This window comes from Vibrio sp. T11.5, assembly GCF_027587155.1.
In the GTDB taxonomy this organism is placed as follows: Bacteria; Pseudomonadota; Gammaproteobacteria; order Enterobacterales; family Vibrionaceae; genus Vibrio; species Vibrio neptunius.
Window position 1 is genome coordinate 96,527 of the sequence record NZ_JAPPTP010000015.1, and the last position, 25,562, is coordinate 122,088.

21 protein-coding genes are annotated in these 25,562 nt (G+C 45.1%); 3 read left to right on the forward strand and 18 right to left on the reverse strand.

The window, feature by feature from the left end; all coding sequences use genetic code 11:
• Positions 1-7: 7 nt before the first annotated feature.
• The 18 genes from tilS to rpsB form a co-directional block, all read right to left on the reverse strand.
• Positions 8-1,342 (reverse strand): tRNA lysidine(34) synthetase TilS, encoded by a 1,335-nt coding sequence (gene tilS / locus OH455_RS15545; protein ID WP_269982019.1) that lies wholly within the window; start codon positions 1,340-1,342, stop codon positions 8-10.
• Positions 1,343-1,435: 93 nt separating this feature from the next.
• Positions 1,436-2,395, reverse strand: coding sequence for an acetyl-CoA carboxylase carboxyl transferase subunit alpha (accA, locus tag OH455_RS15550; protein ID WP_206368280.1), 960 nt, complete (start codon positions 2,393-2,395; stop codon positions 1,436-1,438).
• A 38-nt stretch (positions 2,396-2,433) separates the two neighbouring features.
• Positions 2,434-5,913, reverse strand: a complete 3,480-nt coding sequence (gene dnaE, locus OH455_RS15555) for a DNA polymerase III subunit alpha (protein WP_269982020.1) — start codon at positions 5,911-5,913, stop codon at positions 2,434-2,436.
• Between the two features lie 91 nt (positions 5,914-6,004).
• A complete protein-coding gene (gene rnhB / locus OH455_RS15560; RefSeq protein ID WP_269982029.1) occupies positions 6,005-6,625 on the reverse strand; it encodes a ribonuclease HII in 621 nt (206 codons plus the stop codon).
• A 2-nt stretch (positions 6,626-6,627) separates the two neighbouring features.
• The gene (lpxB, locus tag OH455_RS15565) at positions 6,628-7,773 is read right to left on the reverse strand and encodes a lipid-A-disaccharide synthase (RefSeq protein ID WP_269982021.1); all 1,146 of its coding nucleotides are present in this window, start codon (positions 7,771-7,773) and stop codon (positions 6,628-6,630) included.
• A 73-nt stretch (positions 7,774-7,846) separates the two neighbouring features.
• The gene (gene lpxA / locus OH455_RS15570) at positions 7,847-8,635 is read right to left on the reverse strand and encodes an acyl-ACP--UDP-N-acetylglucosamine O-acyltransferase (protein ID WP_045976307.1); all 789 of its coding nucleotides are present in this window, start codon (positions 8,633-8,635) and stop codon (positions 7,847-7,849) included.
• A gap of 1 nt (position 8,636) precedes the next feature.
• Positions 8,637-9,089 carry a 3-hydroxyacyl-ACP dehydratase FabZ gene (fabZ, locus tag OH455_RS15575; RefSeq protein WP_045976336.1) on the reverse strand — a complete coding sequence of 151 codons (453 nt, stop codon included), beginning with the start codon at positions 9,087-9,089 and terminating at the stop codon, positions 8,637-8,639.
• A gap of 157 nt (positions 9,090-9,246) precedes the next feature.
• Positions 9,247-10,278, reverse strand: a complete 1,032-nt coding sequence (lpxD, locus tag OH455_RS15580) for a UDP-3-O-(3-hydroxymyristoyl)glucosamine N-acyltransferase (protein ID WP_269982022.1) — start codon at positions 10,276-10,278, stop codon at positions 9,247-9,249.
• 6 nt (positions 10,279-10,284) lie between these two features.
• Positions 10,285-10,785, reverse strand: coding sequence for an OmpH family outer membrane protein (locus OH455_RS15585; protein ID WP_206368326.1), 501 nt, complete (start codon positions 10,783-10,785; stop codon positions 10,285-10,287).
• Positions 10,786-10,815: 30 nt separating this feature from the next.
• Entirely contained in the window at positions 10,816-13,221 is a 2,406-nt protein-coding gene (bamA, locus tag OH455_RS15590; protein WP_269982023.1) for an outer membrane protein assembly factor BamA, read from the reverse strand.
• Positions 13,222-13,259: 38 nt separating this feature from the next.
• Entirely contained in the window at positions 13,260-14,618 is a 1,359-nt protein-coding gene (rseP, locus tag OH455_RS15595; protein ID WP_269982024.1) for a sigma E protease regulator RseP, read from the reverse strand.
• Complete coding sequence (gene ispC, locus OH455_RS15600) at positions 14,615-15,823, reverse strand: 1-deoxy-D-xylulose-5-phosphate reductoisomerase (RefSeq protein ID WP_045976302.1); 1,209 nt, start codon at positions 15,821-15,823, stop codon at positions 14,615-14,617. Before ispC ends, rseP begins: the two co-directional genes overlap by 4 nt.
• A gap of 50 nt (positions 15,824-15,873) precedes the next feature.
• Positions 15,874-16,716: a phosphatidate cytidylyltransferase gene (locus OH455_RS15605; RefSeq protein WP_269982025.1), complete on the reverse strand. Its 843-nt coding sequence runs from the start codon at positions 16,714-16,716 to the stop codon at positions 15,874-15,876.
• A gap of 11 nt (positions 16,717-16,727) precedes the next feature.
• Entirely contained in the window at positions 16,728-17,483 is a 756-nt protein-coding gene (locus tag OH455_RS15610; RefSeq protein ID WP_206368265.1) for an isoprenyl transferase, read from the reverse strand.
• 96 nt (positions 17,484-17,579) lie between these two features.
• Positions 17,580-18,137, reverse strand: a complete 558-nt coding sequence (gene frr, locus OH455_RS15615; RefSeq protein WP_019276443.1) for a ribosome recycling factor — start codon at positions 18,135-18,137, stop codon at positions 17,580-17,582.
• Positions 18,138-18,238: 101 nt separating this feature from the next.
• Positions 18,239-18,970, reverse strand: a complete 732-nt coding sequence (gene pyrH, locus OH455_RS15620; protein ID WP_006957910.1) for a UMP kinase — start codon at positions 18,968-18,970, stop codon at positions 18,239-18,241.
• Between the two features lie 180 nt (positions 18,971-19,150).
• Complete coding sequence (gene tsf, locus OH455_RS15625; protein ID WP_269982026.1) at positions 19,151-19,993, reverse strand: translation elongation factor Ts; 843 nt, start codon at positions 19,991-19,993, stop codon at positions 19,151-19,153.
• Positions 19,994-20,124: 131 nt separating this feature from the next.
• A complete protein-coding gene (gene rpsB, locus OH455_RS15630) occupies positions 20,125-20,853 on the reverse strand; it encodes a 30S ribosomal protein S2 (protein ID WP_045976298.1) in 729 nt (242 codons plus the stop codon).
• A gap of 361 nt (positions 20,854-21,214) precedes the next feature.
• On the opposite strand from rpsB, the gene map reads away from it, so the two are divergent.
• The 3 genes from map (at position 21,215) to OH455_RS15645 (ending at position 25,350) form a co-directional block, all read left to right on the forward strand.
• Positions 21,215-22,093 carry a type I methionyl aminopeptidase gene (gene map, locus OH455_RS15635; protein WP_019276441.1) on the forward strand — a complete coding sequence of 293 codons (879 nt, stop codon included), beginning with the start codon at positions 21,215-21,217 and terminating at the stop codon, positions 22,091-22,093.
• A gap of 105 nt (positions 22,094-22,198) precedes the next feature.
• Positions 22,199-24,820: a bifunctional uridylyltransferase/uridylyl-removing protein GlnD gene (gene glnD, locus OH455_RS15640; RefSeq protein ID WP_269982027.1), complete on the forward strand. Its 2,622-nt coding sequence runs from the start codon at positions 22,199-22,201 to the stop codon at positions 24,818-24,820.
• Positions 24,821-24,966: 146 nt separating this feature from the next.
• Positions 24,967-25,350 (forward strand): DUF3461 family protein, encoded by a 384-nt coding sequence (locus tag OH455_RS15645; protein WP_045976296.1) that lies wholly within the window; start codon positions 24,967-24,969, stop codon positions 25,348-25,350.
• Positions 25,351-25,562 lie beyond the last annotated feature (212 nt).

Sequence of the window (25,562 nt, forward strand, 5' to 3'; positions counted from 1 at the left end):
TGTGTTTTTATGTATACAATTTTGACACAAATGGGGCAGGTTTGTCCCAGACAAGTTCACAGTCTTGGCCTGCAAAGCGATGATCAATAAAGACATCGGCGACAGCAGCAACCCGATCTCCACACAGTAAAATGGGTACACGGCGCCGCAACCAACTTGGCACTCCATATTCCTGAAACAATTTTTTCAATTTTCGGCTATGGTTGCGATCAGTAGGCTTCGCGCTCAAACCTTGAGGCTCAAACGTAACGGATAATGGCCCAGTTTCAAGTTTAGCTAGTGAAAGCTGCCCATGATGACTAGGCTGGAGTAATAAGGTACCCAATAAATCTGGCAAGTTCAGCCTTGTACCGATAGCGACACTCCGCTGCCAGCCAGACAGCTCTCGCCACTGTTCAACCAGGTACAAGCGCCGTTCAAAGCGGCGGATTTGGCCTCCTGCTATAGACAGTTCAGGATTGGCATCTTGACGGCTGATCGCCACTTCCTGCCACATCTTTTTCAGTTGCTCGCGGCTCGGCATGCGTACCTGATGATGGTCGAGCCACATCCTGAGCAGCCGAACGCGCATCAATAGGGTCATATTCTGTAAAGGCTCAATCCATAGGCTGCCGTCTTGATGTAACACCTGTGCTAAGCGCTCAACCAATAATTGATCAAGAAGTTGCTCTTGCTCAGCACACAATTCGGCGCTGCGTTGCACAGCCTTAGAGAAATGTGGCCAACGCTGCGTAATGACAGGCGTCACCTGATGACGAATAAAGTTGCGATCAAATCTTATGTCTTGGTTACTTTCATCTTCAACCCATTGCAACTGCTCAGCTACAGCATAGGCTTTTACATCTGATCGACTTACTGCTAGCAATGGCCGAACAAGTAGCCCTTCACTCAAAGGCATTGCCTGAGCCATAGCGGATAGCCCTTTAGGCCCACTGCCACGTTTTAATGCGAGCAAGAATGTCTCGAATTGGTCGTCGCTATGCTGCCCTGTCAGTAGTAAATCGCCCTTGGAAACATACTGACTTAGAGCCTGATAACGAGCCTCTCGTGCGCTTTCTTCAATGCTTTTTCCGTTTTTTTCCAGCGTCACTCTTTCGAGGTTAAAAGGAATACCATCTTCTGAGCACCATTGCTGACACTGCTTGGCCCAATCGTCAGCATGACTGCTTAAACCATGATGGACGTGTACTACTAGTCCCTCTTGCTGATGCTCACGGCAGTATCTCGCCATTAGTGACAGCAGGACTCTAGAATCCAGACCACCACTCAAAGCTAGCACTAACTTACCGCTAGGCAGCCTGTGTTGGTCAATGACAGAAGAAAATATCTGATATAAATTCATACACAAAGAAGAGAGATTTCAATGCTGTTAGTTTACCACTCATAACAAAAAAGGCTGAACCTAAGTTCAGCCTTTGTTTTTAATCTTGCATGATTAACAGTAACCGTAGCTCATTAAACGCTGGTAACGGCGTTCAAGCAGAGCATCGTTGTCAAAATGTTGCAGCTCATCTAGTTGCTTGACCAAAGTCGCTTTCATATTTGCCGCCATTTGGATGTGATCACGATGTGCTCCGCCTAGAGGTTCTTCGATGATTTCATCGATAAGTTCCAGCTCTTTCAAACGTGGAGCAATCAGTCCCATCGCTTCCGCAGCTTGTGGTGCTTTATCTGAATCGCGCCAAAGGATTGAAGCACAGCCTTCAGGTGAGATAACAGAATAAGTCGAGTATTGCAGCATGTTCACGTAGTCACCTACACCAATCGCCAGTGCACCACCAGAACCACCTTCACCTACCACGTTACAAATAACTGGCACTTTAAGACCTGCCATTACTTTCAGATTTTTCGCGATAGCTTCAGATTGGCCGCGTTCTTCAGCACCAACTCCTGGATACGCACCTGCAGTATCAATGAAAGTTATGATTGGCATGTTGAAGCGCTCAGCCGTTTCCATTAAGCGAAGCGCTTTACGGTAACCTTCCGGCTTTGGCATACCAAAGTTACGTTTCACTTTCTCTTTCGTTTCACGACCTTTCTGATGGCCAATGATCATTACTGGACGACCATCAAGACGAGCCATACCACCAACAATCGCTTTGTCATCTGCGTAAGCACGATCCCCTGCTAACTCTTCGAACTCTGTAAAGACATGCTCAATGTAATCTAGTGTGTATGGGCGCAGTGGGTGACGAGCCATCTGAGCTGTTTCCCATGCTCCCAGATCGCTGAAGGTTTTTTTCTTTAATTCTAAGCTTTTCTTTTCTAACTGTTCGATCTCTTTGTCCAGATCAACGCCAGAGTCACCACCGTGACGAGAAACACTACGAAGTGCTTCAATCTTAGCTTCAAGTTCTGCGATAGGCTTTTCAAATTCTAAAAAGTTCAGGCTCATCTATAGATCCTTTCTGATTCGGCATTCGACTGCCGAACTTAGTTAAATTCGAGTTCTACCTGGCTCGTACCAAGCAGTTGTTTCAAATTGTCTATTAATTCGTCACTAGGCGTCACACGCCATTCGGTACCTAACGTTAAGCGCGCTCGCGCGTCGCTGCGTTGGTAATATATATGGACAGGAACCGTTCCTGCCTTGTAAGGCTCTAGTATCTTACTAAAGCGCTCAAAAAATTGATCATCAATTTGAGATTGTTCAATGGACACCGATAAGCCACGGGCGTATTTTTCACGCGCCGTGCCGAGATCCATAACCTCGCGCGCGGACATTTTAAGACCACCATTGAAATCATCAAAGCTGACCTGTCCAGAAACGACCAAAATTTTGTCTTGTTCGAGCAATTCAGCGTAGCGTTCAAGCGCATCGGAGAACAACATAACTTCCATACGACCACTACGGTCATCCAAGGTCATGATACCGATACGAGTACCACGCTTGGTTGTCATCACTCGAGCCGCAATAACCAGACCAGCAACCGTGACACTCTGATCACGTCTTGTTGGTGTCGCATCTTTTAGTCGACAACTGGTGTACTTACCAAGTTCCTTTATGTAGGCATTTATTGGGTGTCCGGTCAAATATAAGCCAAGTGTATCACGTTCTCCTTCCAGCCAAACTTTTTCTGGCCAAGCAGGTACCTTGGTATATTTGTGTTCAACTTCTTCTGGTGCTTCAGTCAGAACACCAAACAGGTCACTTTGGCCAAACGCTTCCGCTTGATGGTATTGGCTGGCGGCTTTTACTGCATCATTAAGTGATGCCATCATCGCTGCGCGGTGAGGGCCAAGTCGGTCAAGAGCGCCTGCGTAAATAAGCTTCTCTATCACACGCTTGTTCACTTTCTTAAGGTCAATACGAGCACAGAAATCGAACAAGTCTTTAAAGTGACCATCTTTGTTGCGCGCTTGTAGAATGGCTTCAATCGGGCCTTCACCAACTCCCTTAATCGCCCCAATACCGTAGACGATCGCACCATTTTCATCGACGTTAAAACGGTATAAGCCAGCGTTGATATCCGGCGGAAGTACCTTGAGCTTCATACGGAAACATTCATCTACTAGGCCGACCACTTTTTCGGTGTTGTCCATATCGGCGGTCATTACTGCTGCCATGAACTCGGCTGGGTAATGCATCTTCAGCCACAGCGTTTGGTAAGACACCAGTGCATAAGCGGCTGAGTGTGACTTATTGAAACCGTAGCCAGCAAACTTTTCTACCAAGTCGAAGATTTTCATCGCCAACTCGCCGTCGACGCCGTTCTTTATCGCACCATCTTCGAAGGTCGCACGCTGCTTGGCCATTTCTTCCGGTTTTTTCTTACCCATCGCACGACGAAGCATGTCCGCGCCACCAAGGGTGTAGCCAGACAATACCTGTGCGATCTGCATTACCTGCTCCTGATAGAGGATAATGCCGTAAGTCGGATCGAGGATTTCTTTTAGCGATTCATGTTGCCACTTTTCATCTGGGTATGAGATTGCTTCTCGACCATGCTTACGGTCGATAAAGTTATCTACCATGCCCGATTGCAACGGACCCGGGCGGAACAGTGCCACTAATGCGATGATATCTTCAAAACAGTCCGGTTGCAGGCGTTTGATCAACTCTTTCATGCCGCGCGATTCAAGCTGGAATACAGCGGTGGTTTCCGAGTTTTGTAGCAAACGGAATGATGCCGCATCATCCAGTGGAATCGATTCGATGCGAACGGGATCTTTGCCTTCACGCTCAAGACGTGGATTAATCAAACCAAGAGCCCAGTCGATGATGGTTAGAGTACGTAGACCTAAGAAGTCAAACTTGACCAGACCAGCAGTTTCTACATCGTTCTTATCGAACTGAGTAACCGGGAAGTGACCTTCCGAGTCAGCATAAATCGGCGCGAAATCAGTAATGGTGGTGGGTGAAATGACTACACCACCCGCGTGCTTACCGGCGTTACGTGTACACCCTTCAAGGATGCGACACATATCGATAAGCTCTTTCACCTCTTCGTCAGCTTCGTACAATTCAGGTAGCGCTGGTTCTGCTTTGAATGCCTTTTCCAAAGTCATTCCCGGATCAGGCGGTACCAGCTTTGAAATACGATCAACGAAACCAAACGGATGGCCTAGTACACGTCCTACGTCGCGGATTACCGCTTTCGCCGCCATAGTACCGAAAGTGATGATCTGGGAAACCGCATCACGGCCATACATTTCTGCAACGTGGTCAATTACTTGGTCACGCTTGTCCATACAGAAATCGACATCGAAGTCGGGCATGGAGACACGTTCTGGGTTGAGGAATCGCTCGAAGAGCAGATCGTATTCCAGCGGGTCAAGGTCGGTAATTTGCAACGCATAAGCTACCAACGAACCAGCACCCGAACCACGCCCAGGCCCAACAGGAATATCATTATCCTTCGACCACTGAATGAACTCCATTACGATCAGGAAGTAGCCTGGGAAGCCCATATTATTGATAACTTCCAATTCGACTTTTAGACGCTCATCGTACTCAGGACGTCGCTTCGCTCGCTCTTCTTCGTCGGGAAACAGAAATTCCAAGCGTTCTTCAAGGCCTTCCTCTGACTTTTTGACCAGAAATTCGGTTTCCTCCATTCCCTCTGTCGGGAATGCAGGCAAGAAGTACTCGCCCAAACGTACGGTCACATTACAACGCTTAGCAATTTCAACACTATTTTCCAGCGCTTCAGGGATATCGGCGAACAGCTCGCACATCTCTTCTTCGCTACGTAAATATTGCTGAGCACTGTAGTTTTTAGGGCGGCGAGGATCTTCTAGCGTGTAACCATCATGAATTGCCACACGAATCTCATGTGCCTCGAACGTCGTTTCATCTAGAATCACGACGTCGTTAGTGGCAACAACAGGCAGTTGCTCTTTCTCTGCAAAGTCCAAGGCAAAGTGAAGATAAGTTTCTTCATCTGCTCGCCCGGTACGCGTCAGTTCTAGGAAAAATCGGTCGGCAAAGTGTTGATGATAAAAATCAGCGCAGTTTTGAGCAACTTTATGGTTCCCCTTCAGTAACGCTTTACCAATCTCTCCACTTTTTGCCCCTGATAGAACAATAAGCCCTGCCGATAGCTCAGCTAGCCATTGTTTATCGATGACAGGTTGATGCTGAACATGACCACGTAGATACGCTTTGGAGATCAGCAAGGTTAAGTTTTTATACCCCTCATTGTCTGCTGCCAGAACAGTGAGTTTAGTCAGCTCTTCACCAAACTCTTCTGACTGCATCGCAAAATCAGCTCCAATAATTGGCTTCACGCCACATCCATGAGCTGTTCCATAAAACTTCACCAAACCACATAAGTTGGTGAAATCAGTTAATGCCATAGCTGGCATTCCCATTTCAGCCACTTTCTTAACCAAAGGAGGCACTTTCGATAGGCCATCGACCATGGAAAAGTCACTGTGAACTTTTAGGTGAATAAATTTAGGATCTGACATCAATGATTCCGCAGTTTTGCTTATTCGGAGAGATTACTGGGGTATTTTACGTGATATAAAATCTTAGATATACCCCAGTCAGTGAGGGTTTCTAATCTAAACCCAACGCTTTTTTGACTGGCTTGAAGCTCTTACGATGCTGTTCAATCACACCGTGTTGCTCAATGGCCTCAAAATGGGCTTTGGTTGGATAGCCTTTGTGCTTTGCAAAACCAAATTGAGGATGAAGCTTGTCGAGTTCTTCCATCTCTTGATCTCGCACCACTTTAGCAACAATCGAGGCGGCACTGATCTCTGCAACGCGCATATCACCTTTAACCACTGCCTGAGCATCGATATTGAGCTGAGGTACGCGATTTCCATCGATGAGTGCAAAGTCCGGTTTCACATCCAGCCCTTCAATCGCTCGTTGCATCGCGACCATGGTTGCTTGGAGAATATTGAGCTGATCAATTTCCTCCGCAGAGCAGCGCCCAACAGACCAAGCGAGTGCTTTCTCTTTAATCTCTGGCAGCAATGCAAGCCTCTTCTTCTCGGTTAATTTTTTCGAGTCATTGAGACCTTCGATGGGATTACTGGGATCCAAGATAACGGCCGCAGTCACCACATCACCGACCAGTGGGCCACGCCCTACTTCATCCACACCGGCAATCAATCGATACCCTTGAGGGTATTCAAATGGTGGCAGTTCTTTTTTTTCTTTTGTCATGATGACTATTTACCTATCAACTTCAATACAGCACTGGCAGCTTGTTTATCTGCATCTTTTCGAATCCAGTGATGCATTTCTGTAAACTTCTCGATCATGCACTGCCCTTGATCGCCGAGTAGTTTTTCAACTTCGCTCTCTAGTTTTTCAGGCGTGCAGTCTTCTTGCAACAACTCTTTGACCAGTTCTTGATCAGCCAAAATATTGGGTAAAGAAACGTATTTCGTCTTGAGCATTTGGCGAGCAATAAACGCAGTCACAGCATTCACCCGGTACCCAACCACCATTGGTCGCTTAATCAACATACACTCCAATGCTACTGTACCCGATGCCAGCATTACCGCATCAGATGCAGTGATCACATTTCGGGCAGTATCATTGACCAATTTGAAATCTAATTCGGGAGCCAGTTCTTGCCAACTTTGCTCAAATTGCTCACGGCGTTTTTGGTTGACCAACGCGACAACAAAACCTAAATCTGGATGTTTCTGGTGCAAGCGTCGACATGTTTCAATAAAGGGACCAGCAAGCATTTTTAACTCACTACCACGACTCCCCGGTAGGACGGCAAGCCACTTTTTATTCTGCTCAAGACCGAGTAGCTCACGGGCTGGTGCTTTTGGAGACTCCATAGGAATCGCATCGGCTAAAGTATGGCCTATAAATTCGCATGGTACCTGATAGTGATCATAAAACGCTTTTTCAAATGGCAGAAAAGCCAGCACTAAATTGGTGGCCGCTTCGATCTTAAAAATACGTTTCTGACGCCATGCCCAAACAGAGGGGCTGACATAATGCACGGTTTTGATTCCCGCTTTTTTTAGGTCAAGTTCAAGGCGCAGGTTAAAGTCTGGAGCATCAATGCCGACAAAGACATCCGGTGGGTTTTCGGTGAAATAGCGAACTAACTCCGCTTTGACTTTCAGTAAACGAGAGAGCCTGCCTAGCACTTCCACGAGCCCCATAACTGCGAGCTCTTCCATATCAAACAGAGACTCACAGCCCTGAGCGATCATTTTCGGGCCACCAATCCCGACGAACTCTGCGTCTGGATACTGTTGTTTAACGGCTTTGATAAAACCTTCACCTAAAGTATCACCAGACAACTCCCCTGCAATGATACCAACGCGAAGTGGTTTTTTATTGTCCATAATCCCTAACCTCAAAAACACAAAAAGACCGCAACCTAGGGCCGCGATCTTTTCAATTTGGGTTCAGTGACAGTTAGCGAATAACGCCACGCTCTGAACTTTCTACAAAATCAATAAAGTGCTTTATGGATGGCCATTGTTGCGCCATTTCTAACAATACTTCTTTGGCCTCTGCCTGTGTTTTACCCGCTCGGTAGAATTCTTTATAAGCGTTGCGTAATGCGCGCAATTCGCTCTTTTCAAAACCATTACGCTGCAAGCCCACCAGATTTAACCCAAAAGGTGTCGCATGGTTACCTTGAGCAAGCACGTATGGCGGCACATCTTTCACAACCGCTGAACAACCACCAATATAGCTAAATGCACCTACTTTACAGAAGGGATGAATAGCAGATAAAGCCATCACACCGGCATGATCTTCAACCGTCACATGCCCACCTAAGATAGCATTGTTGCCGACGTGAGTATGGTTGCCAACAATCACATCGTGAGCAATGTGTGCATTTACACACAGTAAATTGTCATCACCAATGACTGTGGTCGCTTTGTCTTGGACAGTACCACGATGGATCTGTACCGCTTCGCGAATCACATTGCGGTCGCCAATAACGACGGTTGTATCTTCCCCACCATACTTCTTATCTTGGTTTTCTTCACCAATCACGGCATGCGGGAAAATACGGTTATCTCTGCCAATCGTGGTATGGCCTTTAATCACCACATGCGACATAATTTCTGTACCTTCACCAATTTCAACTTTGCCTGAAATGTAAGTAAAAGGACCAACAGTCACGTTAGCGGCAATTTTCACATCTCCTTCAATCACTGAAGAAGGATGCACCTGAGCGGTTTCATGAATCATATCAAAACTCTCGACGAGCACACTTAAGCTCTGCAGAACACACCACGTCGCCATCTACTTTCGCAACACCGTTAAACGCTGCAATACCACGACGCTCTTTAATGAATTCTACTTCAATAACCAGTTGATCGCCTGGCGTGACTGGCTTGCGGAATTTCGCACCGTCAACGCTTGCAAAATAGTAGAGCTCATTGTCAGAAGGCGCACCAAACGATTTAAAGGCTAGAAGCCCCGTAGCCTGAGCCATCGCTTCTAAGATAAGAACGCCCGGAAAAACCGGCAGTTGAGGAAAATGACCTGTAAACTGAGGCTCATTCACTGAAACGTTTTTGATCGCCTTAAGGTATTTTTCTTCTTGGAAATCGATAACACGATCGATCAGCAAAAATGGGTAGCGATGGGGTAACAGTTCTTGGATCTCAGTGATGTTCATCGTTTTGTTTTCAGTAGTCAAAGTCATGTTCCTATCTTGAATGCTAAATTAACTGGCGGGCATTATACCCAAGTCATCTCAATATGCTAAGCACGCACTGCGATGTTGTTGTATTGAGTCCACATAATCAGTCAGAAAAAAAGACCCGCACATCGCGAGTCTTTTTATAACAATCAGACTAAGTGTCTTCACCCTGATCCAGATGTTTTTCAACCGCTTTAAGACGCTTGTTCATCTCATCAATTCGATGAACACGAGTCGCGGTCTTACGCCACTCTTTATTTGGCTGCAGTGGGATGCCAGAAGAGTACATGCCCTTTTCTTTAATGCCGCGCATGACCATTCCCATACCGGTAATAGTAACGCCATCGGCAATTTCGATATGGCCATTGATAACAGTACCACCACCAATAATACAGTATTTGCCGATTGTAGTGCTGCCGGCTATAATCGTACCACCAGCTAGAGCTGAACCATATCCGATGTGTACGTTATGAGCAATCTGCATTTGGTTGTCGATGATCACATTGTCTTCAATCACAGTATCGTCTAAAGCACCACGATCTATCGTTGTACAAGCGCCAATTTCAACACGATTGCCAATGCGCACCGTACCCAGTTGAGGGATTTTAACCCACTCACCTTTGTCATTCGCATACCCAAATCCGTCAGCGCCAATCACTGTGTTCGCTTGGATAAGGCAATCAGAACCAATCACTACATCATGATAGATACTGATATTGGACCACAATTTGGTATTTGCACCAATTTGGGCATTTTTACCGATAAAGCAGCCAGCGCCAATCACAACGTTGTCAGCCAATTGAACACCCGACTCAATCACGGCGTTAGCGCCAATAGAAACATTGTTGCCAAGATGAACGTTATCAGAGATCACCGCAGATGGCGCTATTTCATAGGCCGGGAGCGGCGTGGTATCCAAAGCTTGTGTCACTTTGGCAAAAGCGATGTAAGGATCGTCAACTACCAGCACATGACCAGTGCACAACTCTCGCTGCGCTTCCTTGACCATAATGACAGTCGCCTGACAGTCACCAAGATGCTTAGCGTATTTAGGATTAGATAAGAAGGTCACATGACCTTCCATCGCTCTGTCCATAGGCGCTACCATGGTTACGACTGCATCGGCGTCACCATGTAATTCCCCGCCAGTAATTGAAGCCAGTTCGGCTAATGTGATTGCTGTCATAGCCAATTATTTCAGTGAGTTAATAACTTGTTCAGAGATGTTGTATTCTGGCTTACCGTATTGCATGGTCTGAATATCAACAATCATGTCATAGCCTTCTTTTTCAGCGACTTTCTTTACCGCCCCCTGAATCAGTTTAAACAATTTTTGTTTTTCCTCCATTTCTCGGCGTTGCTGTGCTTTTTCAAACGCTTGTCCTCGGAGCTTTAATTCACTGTTCAACTGAGTAATTTCAATACGCAATTGTTCTTGGCTTTCAGGAGACATCAGCTCCTTATCACGGTTTAACTTCTCGAGTTTAGTGTTCGCTTTGGCCTGAATAGATTTTAGCTCACCCGCTTTATCTTTGAACTCTTCCTGCATTTTTTGCAATACGACTTCGCGTTGAGGAAGTGCTTGGAAAACTTGAGCTGTATTGATATAGCCAATTTTTTGCGCCGCTTCTGCTGCATTAGCAAAGAATGAAGACGACATTACAACAAGGCTAAGACCAGCCGCTTTAATCATTTTGTTCACTATATTTTCCTCTGTAAGTATTTAGAAGGTTCTGCCGATTGTGAAAGTGAAGAATTCTTCGTCATCACCTTCATAAATTTCAATTGGTTTGGCAATTGAGAACACCAAAGGCCCCATTGGCGACATCCACTGCAGAGCAGCACCGTAGGACGCACGATAGTTGCTTGGATCTGAGTAATCCTCGTAGTATCGAGTACCTTGGTAAGCTGAGTTGTAATTAAACTCTGTATCCCACACACTCGCGGCATCGATAAATAGACTAGTTCGGATCTGGCTACGTGCTTCATCTGAAGCGAATGGAGTCGGTACAATTAACTCCATACTCGCCAGAGCAATCGCATTACCACCCACAGAGTCATCGGTTGCACTCACACAGCCATTGTTTCCGCAGCTTCCACTGTTGGTTGTATACACTGCCTTTGGACCAGCAGAGTTAGAACGGAAACCACGTAATGAGGTGAAACCACCCGCATAATAGTTTTCGTAGAATGGGTATAGATTGTCGTTGCCATCCGTTTTACCGTAACCATTTCCGTAGCCCAAACGACCGCGCATCAGTAATGTAAATTCATGCTTTTTAGTAATTGGAACATACTGTCGTACTTCATATTGAAGCTTAAAGTACTGTGCATCAGAACTCGGGATCGTTGCTTTAGCAGACGCTCGCTGATAGTTCCCCGACGTCGGGAAAAAGCCTCGGTTTAGATTGTTTCGAGTCCACGAAACATTCAGGTCAAAATCATTGGTTACAATATCACCTTCAGATTGGCCAATACTTTGGGCAAACAATTGTGCCTGATCATAGTTAGGAACATTACCGATCTTATTGTGCGTATAACCAATGCCAAATTCGATGTTATTTAATTCGTTGACTGGGAAACCCCATGTCAGGCTAGTACCATAACTTTCGTTTGTATAGTCAACAATGCCTGCTTCAGATGCTTCAAACGTGTTGTAGAACACTTTACCACCTAAGCTAACACCATCTAGGTTCCAGTATGGATCTCGATAATCAAGGCTGACATTCTTTTGGTAGTCATTCATCATTGCACTGACACCAACGCGATTGCCTGAGCCTAGGAAGTTATCTTGCTGCAAACCAACCTGGAAGCTCACACCTGATTCAGTACCATAGCCGATACCAAAGTTGACGCTACCCGAGTTGGCTTCTTTAACATTGTAAACAAGATCAACTTGGTCTTCACTACCTGGCACACGTACAGTCTGAACGTCGACAGTTTCAAAATAACCAAGGCGATTGAGACGTTTTTTCCCTGTTTCAATTGATTTAGAGTTAAGCCAACTGCCCTCCATTTGACGCATTTCCCGGCGCAGCACTTCATCTTTAGTAGCATTATTGCCAACAAAGCGAATATCGCGTACATAGATACGTTTACCTGCTTCAACGTTTACTACTAAAGATACTTGTTGAGTTTCGTCATCAAATTCAGGAATAGTACGCACTTGAGGATAAGCGTAACCAGCTTCCCCCAGAACTCGTTTAACGCCTTCTTCCAAGCTTGTGACTTGAGAACCGTTGTAAACATCACCGTCTTCAAACGGAACCAAAGCTTCAAATTCGGCTTCTTTGCCAATCAACTCACCGCGAAATTTGACATCTTTAACACTGTACGGAAGCCCTTCGTCAACTGCCAAGGTGATATACACACCTTTCTTATCCGGAGAAATCGAGACTTGTGTAGAGTCCACTTTAAACTTCAGATAACCACGGTCCAAGTAGTACGACTTAAGCGCTTCAATGTCTCCCGCTAAGACTTGTTTCTGATATTTATCATCAGAAAGAAAATTCCACCAAGCGACGTCGACATTAAGATTGAAGCGACTCAACAACTCATCATCAGTAAAGACTTTGTTACCGATAAAATTGATTTGTTGGATTTTTGCTGACACACCCTCAGAGAAGACGAATTTCAAGTCAGAACGATTGCGAGGAAGAGGGGTTACGACTGCTTTTACAGTTGCGTTGTACTTACCAACACTATAGTAGAAATCTTCCAGCCCTTTTTCGATGTTTGACAGCGTGGTGCGGTCCAAAGCCTCACCCACTCGAATACCCGATGCGTCAAGGTTTTGCTGTAATTGCTCTTCTTTAATGGCCTTGTTGCCAGAAAACGAAATATTCGCAATCGTTGGTCGCTCTTTAACCTGAACCAATAGCTGGTTACCGTCACGCAAGACTTTGATATCTTCAAAATTGCCAGATGCATACAAAGCTTTAATAATATCCGACACATCTTGGCTATCAACCGTATCACCAATGCGCACTGGCATCTTAAGTAATGCAGCTCCCAGCGCAACGCGCTGCAACCCATCAATTTGAATGTCTTCAACAACAAAGTTTTCGGCACCGTTTGCAACAACGCTTGTTGCCAGTAGCGTTGCAAACAGAATTTTTTTCATCGCCATATTTGTTTTAGTTATTCCTTACTACAACCTTTGCCCAGCTACAGACGAGCAAAATCATTAAATATCGCCACTGCCATCAGAGAGAAAATAACTGCCCCGCCGATGCGGTACCCTATTTCCTGAATGCGTTCAGGCACAGGGCGTCTGATCACTGCCTCGATAGCAAAAAACAATAAGTGTCCGCCATCCAACATAGGTAATGGCACAAGGTTAATGATACCTAAGTTAACACTGATCAACGCGAGAAAACCAAGAAAGTACACCAATCCATAATCGGCAGTCGTTCCAGCTCCTTTTGCTATCGAAATAGGCCCACTTAAGTTGTTTAATCCAACATCTCCAACAATCAGCTTTTTCAACATGCTGATGGTTAGGTCAATAATTTGTCCAGTTTTATCAATCGCTTTACTGACTGATTCAATTACACCAAACTGAAGCTCGAAGCGATAGTTTTCTGGCCACTCTGCGACTTCAGGTACGATTCCTGCAAATCCTATCGTTCGCTTATTAGCTAGCTCACGGCTGTCAGGGGTTAACGTTAGATTGATCAACGCCCCAGAACGCTCGATTTGCAAATCAATGGCTTGATTTGGATGACCTTGAATCAGCTCAACCACTTGTTGCCAATTGGTAAGAGGTTCATCATCGGCCGCAATGAGTACATCCCCAGCTTGTAAACCGGCCGCTTCACCCGCCCCGCCCTCTGAAATCGTCATCAATGTCGTCGAGATTGCAGGAGTAAAAGGCTTGAAGCCAAGTGCTGACATAGCAGACTCAACTTCAGGATCAAAGTTCCAAGAAGTTAAATCAAGCGTCTTCACTTCTTCAATGCCAATATCATTGGCCGGCGCGACTGTCATGGTTAGTTTATCGTCGCCAATATGAGCAATTAACCCCATATTGACTGATTCCCAATCCGGTGTTTTGACGCCAGAGACCGCTTTTAGTTCCATGCCAGCCTCTAAACCTGCATTGGCAGCGATAGAGTGCGCTTCAACCTGCCCTACAACAGGCTTAACAGCCGGTACGCCGATCATAAAAACTAGCCAGTAGGCAAATACGGCAAACAAAAAGTTAAATGCAGGTCCTGCCGCTACTATCGAAGTTCGCTTCCATAAAGGTTGCGTATCAAAAGCATGCTTTTTCTGCTCTTGAGGCACTTCATCCACGCGTCCGTCAAGCATCTTGACGTAGCCACCTAATGGGATGATTGAAATACTGTATTCAGTGCCGTCTTTACCTATTTTGCTCCAGATTGATTTACCAAAACCAATCGAGAATTTTTCGACTTTGACACCACAACGGCGAGCGACCCAGAAGTGGCCATATTCATGCACCGCAACTAAAATTCCTAATGCGATAATAAATGATGCGAAATTCCACAATATTCCGGTCATAATGCACGCTCTTCAATGATTTCGACGGCCAATGCTCGGGCCATTTTATCCAGCTCTAAGATGCTTTCCAAGCTATCACAATCAGATTGGCTACTCTTAGCGCATACCAAGTTAGAAACTCGTTCATTGACAACAGCGATATCAGTAAAGGCTAACTGACCGGACAGAAATGATTCAACCGCAACTTCATTTGCCGCATTAAGTGCAGTTGTCGCGTGCTGCCCCTCATAACAAGCATCTATTGCTAGCTTTAAGCAGGGGTAACGACTGAAATCGGGCTCTAGAAAGGTCAGTTCCGCAAGTTTAGTGAAATCCAAAGCAGGGACTCCAGCAGAAACACGTTCAGGATAAGACAGAGTTAAAGCAATAGGTGTTGCCATATCTGGCTGACCCATTTGTGCTAGCAAAGAACCATCTTTATATTGCACCATCGAATGAATCACAGACTGCGGATGGATTAAAACCTTAAGCTGTTCGCGACGGGTGCTAAATAACCATTTCGCCTCAATGTACTCTAACCCCTTGTTCATCATGGTAGCTGAGTCAACTGAAATTTTCGGCCCCATAGACCAATTAGGGTGCGCGACTGCCTGCTCGGGTGTTACGGCAGATAAAGCACTAATATCGCTGTACCTGAAAGGACCACCAGATCCTGTCAACAAAATGTGCTGAATACCATGATCTTCTATATTGCAGTCACCAAGGCTGGTTTGAATAGATTCAGGTAAGCATTGAAAGATAGCGTTATGCTCACTATCTACTGGCATCAGTTCTGCACTATGAGTTTTCACGGCATCAATAAACAATTGTCCTGACATGACTAATGCTTCTTTATTCGCCAACAATACTCTCTTACCAGCCTGGACTGCAGCCATTGTCGGTAACAAGCCTGCAGCACCCACAATCGCAGCCATAACAGTGTCGACTTCATCAAGCGATGCAACGTGACTCATCGCCTCTTGTCCTGCCAATACTTCTGTCGAAAGCTTGAGTTGTTGCAATTGGCTTTTAAGCTTCATAGCCGCATTATCACTCGCCATGACAGCATATTTAGGTTGCCACTTTTGACACAGTTGGCGCATTTTATCAACGTTATTACCCGCAGCAAGAGCGACAACTGAGAACTGCTTAGGGTTTTGTTCAATAACTTTAAAAGTGCTATCGCCAATCGAGCCAGTTGCACCTAATATTGTGAGCTTACGCATAGTAAGAAACCAGTAAAAATTAAACAGGCAGCACTCAGGGCTGCCTAAAACTAGAAAACGAAATAAAGAAGAGCAAATACTGGAAATGCTGCGGTCAAACTGTCAATACGATCCAATACACCGCCGTGTCCTGGGATAATATTGCTACTGTCCTTAATGCCAGCAACACGCTTGAACATACTTTCAACCAAATCACCCAACACCGAAATCACTACAGTCACCAATGTAATCATAATCATCGCAATTGGGCTGCTAAACTCAATTTCAAACCAGTGAGCAGTCGCCCAACCGACGATAATAGCAGCAATAACGCCACCAACTAATCCTTCAATGGTTTTATTCGGACTGACATGCGGTGCCATTTTTCGTTTGCCAAAACTTTTACCCGCAAAGTAAGCACCGCTATCAGCAGACCAAACAATGAAGCAGACAAACAGCACCAACTTTGCACCATGGTAAGTATCTTGGTTAATGCCCTCGGCGCGAAGCAATAATACACTCCAAAAGAAAGGAAGCAGTGTCAAGATACCAAACAAGTGGCGAAGTAAGTTCGAGTTTTGCCAAAATTTGGCTGAAGTCGGGTAAGTAATCGCTAGACAACTGGATGTAATCCACCATAACCCGCCAACCAAGAGAACAGCTAAATGGCTGTCCATTACTGTACCTAAGCTGAGGGCATCAAATGGAATGAAACCCAGCATTGCCGCACTCACGACGATACTTGGCATTAGTGCTGTAACACGCGTTTTACACTCAACAAATTGAGTCCATTCCCAAAAGCCGATAGCAGTAACGATCGCTATGGCAACCATGAATAAGGGCAGAGATAACTCAAAAATACCAAGTATCACTATCGGAGCAAGGATAAGCGCGGTTATAATTCTTTGTTTCAAACTTGGATCCTTTAGTCGCTTTCCATCAATGCCTTGATTTGTTCACCGGTGCAACCGAATCGCCTTTCTCGATTAACAAACCAAGTCACTGCTTCAATTAAGCTGTTTTCGTCGAATTCAGGCCAGTAAATTGGCGTGAAGTACATTTCTGCATACGCCATTTGCCACAACATAAAGTTACTGATTCGACATTCACCGCTGGTTCTAATCAGTAGGTCCACTTCTGGCAAATCTGACATCGTCAAATGTTGAGTCATCATGTCTTCGTTGACATCACCTGCGTGAATCTCACCATTTGCGACTTTTGTGGCAATTTCTTTAGTTGCTTCTACGATGTCCCACTTACCACCATAGTTAGCGGCTATGTTAACAACCATACCACTGTTATCCGCAGTCATTGCTTCGGCCTGAGCTATTTTCTTTTGTAAACGCTCATTAAATCGGCTCATGTCGCCAATAACACGGAGTCGTAAGTTATTCTTGTGTAGCTTTTTAATTTCTGTCGAGAGAACCGTAATGAATAACTCCATCAATACACCGACTTCCTCTTCAGGACGACGCCAATTTTCACTGCTAAAGGCAAATAGCGTGATTGCCTTTATGCCCAATTTTGCAGAGGTCGAAATAGTTTTCCGGACAGCAGCAACGCCATTTTTATGACCAAACACACGCGGCTTACCTTGGGCTTTTGCCCAGCGCCCGTTGCCATCCATGATAATTGCAATGTGTTTAGGGAGTGATTCTGGTGAGAGTTGAGAGTTTTGCATACAAGGATTTATGATTACCAGCAGGGGACAAAGATTAGCATAAAAAAACGCTGTGCTGCGAGCACAGCGTTCTCTGTATCCAGAGTCTAGATGGAATTAAACTTCCATCAACTCTTTTTCTTTTGCCGCTAACACTTCATCTACTTGTTTAACAGCTGCGTCAGTGATTTTTTGAATCTCGTCTTGACCTTTACGATCTTCATCTTCAGAGATTTCTTTGTCTTTCAGTAGGGCTTTTAGTTCACCGTTCGCATCACGACGGATATTACGAATAGCCACACGACCACCCTCAGCTTCGCCACGAACGATTTTAACGAGATCTTTACGACGCTCTTCCGTTAGCGGTGGAAGTGGAACGCGAATAATCGTGCCTGCAGACATAGGGTTTAGACCTAAGTCAGACATCATGATCGCTTTTTCAACTTTTGGCGTTAGCTCTTTATCAAATACTGTGATTGCTAGTGTACGAGCATCTTCTGCTACTACGTTCGCCACCTGGTTTAGAGGTGTTGGCGCACCGTAGTACTCTACCGATATACCAGAAAGTAGGCTTGGATGTGCACGACCTGTACGTACTTTAGAAAGGTTGTTCTTTAGCGCTTCTACGCTTTTTTCCATGCGCTCTTGAGCGTCTTGTTTGATTTCGTTAATCACAATATCACCTTAATGTGTCATTCTTTTTAGAAGAAAGCCTAATCAGGATCCTTCAAAAGGCAATGCCACAGCATGAATTAGTCACGCTGTGGTTGAATGAATTATTCAGCGGTACTAATTAGAGTGCCTTCTGCTTCACCCATTACCACGCGACGTAGTGCGCCTGGTTTGTTCATATTGAATACTCGGATTGGCATTTTATGGTCACGAGCCAGTGTAAATGCTGCTAAATCCATCACTTTTAGTTCTTTATCAAGAACTTCTGCGTAGCTCAGGTTATCATACAGCTCTGCGTCAGGGTTGGCTACTGGGTCAGCCGTAAATACACCATCAACTTTTGTCGCTTTTAGAACTACGTCAGCTTCAATTTCAATTCCGCGTAGACATGCAGCAGAATCGGTTGTGAAGAATGGGTTACCTGTACCTGCTGAGAAGATAACAACACGGCCTTGGCGCAGTTCGCGGATTGCATCTGCCCAGTTGTAATCGTCACAAACACCTTTTAATGGGATTGCAGACATAACACGAGCATTGACGTAGGCACGGTGCAGTGCATCACGCATCGCTAGACCGTTCATTACTGTTGCTAACATACCCATGTGGTCACCAACAACACGGTTCATACCCGCTTCAGCAAGACCTGCACCACGGAACAAGTTACCACCACCGATAACCACACCGACCTGAACACCCAGTTCAACCAGTTCTTTTACTTCTTGAGCCATACGATCCAAGATCGCAGGATCAATACCAAAACCTTCTTCGCCTTGAAGTGCTTCACCACTCAGTTTTAACAGGATACGTTGATACGCTGGTTTAGGGTTCGTAGTCATGGAGTTTACCTTCCAAAAGAGAGTTGTTGTTGATTAACAGTCATGGATGGACAAAAAGTGCATTTTCTACTCTAGAAACACTGACTTCTTACCCATTCATCACGGTTAATCGTTTAAACGCCAGTCGTAAAAAGACCGCAGCCTTGGCTACGGTCTAAACTTTATGCACTGGTCTAAGGATTAACCTTTTTGAGCAGCTGCTACTTCGTCAGCGAAGCTCATTTCTTCGCCCTTATCGATACCTTCACCTACTTCTAGGCGAACAAATGTAGCTACTGAAGCACCACGTTCTTTCAGGATTTCGCCTACAGACTTCTTAGGTTCCATAACGAAAGCTTGGCCAGTCAGAGAGATTTCGCCTGTGAATTTCTTCATGCGGCCAACAACCATTTTCTCTGCGATTTCAGCTGGTTTACCTTCGTTCATAGCGATTTCAACTTGAACAGCTTTTTCTTTTTCTACTACGTCAGCAGGTACATCTTCTGGGTTTACGTACTCTGGACGAGAAGCCGCTACGTGCATTGCAACGTGCTTAAGAGTTTCAGCGTCGCCTTCACCTGCAACAACTACACCGATTTTCTCACCGTGGCGGTAAGAAGCGATCGCAGTACCTTCAACGTACTGAACGCGACGGATGTTGATGTTTTCGCCGATCTTAGCAACAAGAGCAATACGCTCTTCTTCGAATTTAGCGACTAGCTCTTCAACAGAAGCTTTAGATGCTAGAGCGTCTGCTGCAACTTTCTCTGCGAATGCAGTGAAGTTACCATCTTTGGCAACAAAGTCAGTTTGGCAGTTAACTTCAAGAAGAGCAGCAACACCGTTGTCTTCTTTGATGATGATTGCACCTTCAGCCGCAACGTTACCTGCTTTCTTAGCAGCTTTCGCAGCACCTGATTTGCGCATGTTCTCGATTGCTAGTTCGACGTCGCCGTTAGTTTCAACAAGCGCTTTCTTACATTCCATCATACCTGCGCCAGTACGGTCGCGCAGTTCTTTAACTAGAGCAGCAGTAACAGCCATTCTCTATTCCTCAGTTTAAATCTGGATTTGGTAAAAAACAGGGGCCTAAATTTTGGCCCCTGCTGATAACTATAACTCAATTTAAGTGGCAACTAGATTGCACATAAACCAAGTGTGACGCGGAGCCGCTATTATTCAGCTTCTACGAAACCGTCTTTTTCAGCAGCTGCAGCAACATCTTTGTTACGACCTTCAGTTACTGCAGAAGCAGCAGCGTTTAGGTATAGCTGTACCGCACGGATTGCGTCATCGTTACCAGGGATAACGAAGTCAACGCCATCTGGGTTAGAGTTAGTATCAACTACAGCGTAAACTGGGATACCTAGGTTGTTTGCTTCTTTAACTGCGATGTGCTCGTGATCAGCGTCGATTACGAATAGAGCGTCTGGTAGACCGCCCATATCTTTGATACCACCAAGAGATTTCTCTAGCTTCTCCATTTCGCGAGTACGCATTAGAGCTTCTTTCTTAGTTAGCTTGTCAAAAGTACCGTCTTGAGACTGTGCTTCTAGGTCTTTTAGACGCTTGATAGACTGACGAACAGTTTTGTAGTTTGTTAGCATACCGCCTAACCAGCGGTTGTTAACGTAGAACTGGTTGCTTGCAATAGCAGCTTCTTTAACAGCTTCAGATGCAGCGCGCTTAGTACCTACAAATAAAACTTTACCTTTCTTTTCGCCAACCTTAGCTAGTTCCGCTAGAGCGTCGTTGAACATTGGTACCGTTTTTTCTAGGTTGATGATATGAACTTTGTTACGAGCACCAAAGATGAATGGCTTCATTTTTGGGTTCCAGTAACGAGTCTGGTGACCAAAGTGAACACCAGCTTTAAGCATATCGCGCATTGATACAGTTGCCATTTTAAAATCCTCTATGGGGTTAGGCCTCCACATCCCCCATAACTCCGACTAAGCTTCTGCCCAGCACCCCGGAATATGTGACGGAATGTGTGTGATTTAAAGATATAAGTTAGTTGGAAGTCATCAGCTTCGCCGTATGGTTTCACCAAACAGAGAGAACAGACGACATTTCCGGCGCGCTTTATACCATATTTTAGCCCTTCATGGCTAGTAAAAAACGATTATTCATTGCACAGACTGGCTATCTCCGTGCTTATTTACGTATAGGACTACATGAAGAATCATTCTCATTATGCACGGTTCCTGCTAGAATGCGCCCATTCGCACCATAGAGTGCCACTGAATGAAATAGAGAAAGCCGATGTCAATCAAGATCAAAACCGCTGAAGAAATCGAGCGCATGCGAATCGCAGGCGCACTAGCCGCTGAAATCCTAGAAATGATCGAGCCTCACATCAAAGAAGGGGTAACGACAGATGAATTGAACCAAATTTGTCATGACTATGGGATCGAAAAAGGCGCTTACTCTGCCCCTCTTGATTACCACGGATTCCCTAAATCCATTTGTACTTCAATCAACCATATTGTGTGTCACGGTATCCCAGCATCAGAAGATGAAGTGGGCAGCAACGGTCAGCCAAAACCTGCCGTTCTGAAAAATGGAGACATTATCAACGTTGATATTACTGTCATTGTTCCTAATGATGAAAATGCTGACCTCAGCGTACGACCGCAAGGTTATCATGGCGACACATCGAAAATGTTCTTTGTTGGCGATGTATCTCCGGCTGATAAGCGCTTATGTATGGTCACTCAAGAAGCACTGTATGTAGGAATGCGCAAGGTAAAACCAGGAGCAACTGTCGGTGACATCGGTACTGCGATTGAAAAGTACATCAAGGAAAACAACAAAAAGAACCCACGTAATAAGTTCTCTATTGTGAAAGACTTCTGTGGTCATGGCATTGGTAATGAGTTCCATGAAGAGCCCCAAATTGTCCACTACAAAAACAATGATCGCCGTGTTCTGAAAGAAGGCATGTGCTTTACTATCGAGCCAATGATCAACGCCGGTAAGTTTGGCGTCACAGTTGACGCTGAAGATGATTGGACGGTTTATACGGGCGATGGTAAAAAATCAGCACAGTACGAACACACCCTTCTAGTGACCAAAACAGGTTGTGAAGTCATGACGTTGCGCAGCGATGACACTATACCGCGTATAATGAACAACGTTTAACCTACCTGAGTACAATAAAATATCCCCACATCATCGGGGATATTTTTTTATCTGCTCCGTTTTGATAGATTGGTATCTAATGGATGTTTAGCACGGATTTGCAGTATGCCCTTTCAGTCTCCTTTGACGTTTGCCGATGAGCAGATTTCAATTAGTATTCTTAAGTCTCAGCTTGAGCAATTTCATCTCTATCAAAAGCAAGAGTTTCTCAGTCATCATTCAGTAACAGCTCTTGTGCTGGGGCGCTCAGACTACATTGATTTACTTCTCAATCGGCTTTGGCAGCATTTTGATTTTTCTGAGAAACCAAATATCAGCTTAGTTGCCGTTGGCGGCTACGGGAGAGGGGAACTGCACCCGTTGTCTGACATCGATATACTTGTCGTGTCTAAACATTCCTTACCCGACGCTTTAGCCAACAAAGTCAGTGAATTTATTACGTTACTCTGGGACCTTAAGCTCGAAATAGGCCATGCGGTACGAACGGTTGAAGAATGTGCAGCTATTGGTCGCGACGATCTCACTGTGGCGACCAACCTACAAGAAGCAAGACTTCTATGTGGTTGTGAAGACACGTTCCAGAAACTGAAATTGGAAATTCACGCCGAATCTTTTTGGCCAAGCGAAACCTTCTATAAAGCCAAAGTTCAAGAACAACGAGAGCGCCACGCTCGTTATCATGATACAACTTATAACCTCGAGCCCGATATTAAATCCACGCCAGGAGGATTGCGCGATATTCATACACTCAGCTGGGTCGCACGCCGTCACTTCGGTGCAACTTCTTTGTTAGAAATGAGCAAATATGGCTTTTTAACCGATGCTGAATATCGTGAACTCGTTGAATGCCAAGATTATCTCTGGCGAGTGCGCTTTGCACTACACTTACATTTGAAAAGGTACGACAATCGCCTTACCTTTGCCCATCAGGCTCAAGTCGCAGATTGTCTAGGCTTTGAAGGCGAAGGGAATCGCGGCGTTGAAATGATGATGAAGGAGTTCTACCGTACGCTAAGACGTGTCGCTGAACTCAACAAAATGCTGCTTAAACTGTTTGACCAAGCCATTTTAAACAATGGCATTGAGTGTCAACCTGAGATCCTTAGTGAAGACTTTCAGCGTCGTGGTCACCTAATCGAAGCTCGCAAACCTGCGTTATTTCAAGCTCGTCCAGAAACCATTCTCGATATGTTCCTGCATATTGCCAACGACTCAAGTATCGAAGGCGTAGCGCCACCGACACTACGTCAGCTCCGCACGGCACGGCGACGTCTTAATAAGTTCCTGCATACCATTCCTGAAGCTCGAGAAAAGTTTATTGAGCTTTGCCGTCATCCTAACGCGCTACACAAAGCGTTTAGTTTGATGCATAAGCTCGGTGTTCTCGCCGCTTACTTGCCACAGTGGAGTCAAATTGTCGGCCAGATGCAGTTTGACCTGTTTCACGTCTACACGGTTGATGAGCATAGTGTAAGGTTGCTGAAACATATCAATACTTTCGCCAATTCAAACAACTATGACAAACATCCGATATGCTGCGAAGTGTATCCACGTATTCAGAAGAAAGAATTACTGATCCTCGCCGCGATTTTTCATGACATAGGTAAGGGACGAGGTGGTGACCACTCGGTGATTGGCGAGACAGAAGCCTACAACTTTTGTATGGAGCACGGACTCTCGAAACCTGAAGCCAAATTAGTCGCTTGGTTAGTAAGGCATCACTTACTGATGTCGGTCACTGCACAACGCCGTGATATTTACGATCCAGAAGTCATTACTGATTTTGCCAAAAAGGTGCGTGACGAAGAGTATCTTGAGTACTTGGTTTGCTTAACAGTAGCAGATATTTGCGCTACTAACCCAGAGTTATGGAACAGCTGGAAGCGAACGCTATTGGCAGAACTTTTCTATTCAACCCAAAGAGCCCTGCGCAGAGGATTGGAAAATCCCGTTGATGTGCGAGATCGTATTCGTCATAACCAACAGCTCGCGTCTGCCCTACTTCGCAAAGAAGGCTTCAGCGCACGAGAAATTGAAGTACTGTGGCAACGTTTCAAGGCTGATTATTTCTTACGTCATACACACAAACAAATTGCTTGGCACTGTACCCATCTACTTCGCCATGACGACCACTCCAAACCCTTGATACTGATCTCAAAGAAAGCGACCCGAGGCGGCACCGAAGTGTTTGTCTACAGCCGAGACCAGCATGCTCTATTTGCAACCGTTGTAGCAGAACTGGATAGAAGGAACTTTAACGTACACGACGCTCAAGTCATGACCAGCAAAGACGGCTATGTACTCGATACCTTCATGGTGCTAGATCAACATGGCCAAGTGGTTGACGAAAGCCGCCACAAAGCGGTCATTAAACATCTCATGCACGTACTTCAAGATGGACGACCAACGAAGATAAAAACTCGCCGTGTACCCAGAAATTTGCAGCACTTTAAAGTTAAAACCTGCGTAGATTTTCTGCCGACAAAGAGCAAAAAACGCACACTAATGGAATTTGTTGCATTGGATACACCAGGTTTACTTGCCACAGTCGGAGCAACGTTTGCTGATTTGGATCTTCATCTCCATGCAGCAAAAATTACTACCATTGGCGAACGGGCAGAAGATTTATTTATCATCACCAGCGAGCAAGGTAGTAAGTTAACCGAAGAGCAAGAAACTAAACTTCGAGAACGTCTTACCGCTAATGTGGCCGAGCTGGCACCGTAAGCGATCTTGCCCACAAGTTGCAAAGCTGTTCTAAAAATCAACTATCTACAACGTGGTTCGACTGCTACATTATTGATGTTAACAATATTTGTTCACTCTGAGCACAAGAGCACAGGATGTTTTTAATCAACACAAAGAGGTAGCCTATGTTCCCACACCTCACTGGTTTAGGTATTCAGGATCCTAAACAGATTGAGCGCTATTCATTACGACAAGAAGCGCACAAGGATGTGTTAAAAATCTATTTTCACAAACAAAAAGGCGAGTTATTCGCTAAAAGCGTAAAATTCAAATACCCGCGTCAAGTGAAGAATGTTCTGGTTGACAGCGGCAGCCATAAATATAAAGAAGTCACTGAAATCAATCGTAACCTTACATTAGTGATAGATGAACTGAATAAGCTAACTAAACCGGGGAAAACCACTGAAGTCGATGTCAAACAGAAGATCCTTACCGACTTACGTCATTTAGAGAAAGTGGTTTCAAGTAAGATTGCCGAAATTGAAGCGGATTTAGAGAAGCTGAAGTAAAGGAACGCTGTGCTTCGGGAAGTCTAATTAGTTCAGAGGGTTGATGTGAGAACATCAACCCTTTTTGTTTGCGGCTAGTGATATAGGATGCGGGATGCGGGATGCGGGAGACGGGAACGGACTTCGTCCTACGGAAAACTGGATAACTGGATAACTGGATAACTGGATAACTGGATAACTGGATAACTGGATAACTGGATAACTGGATAACC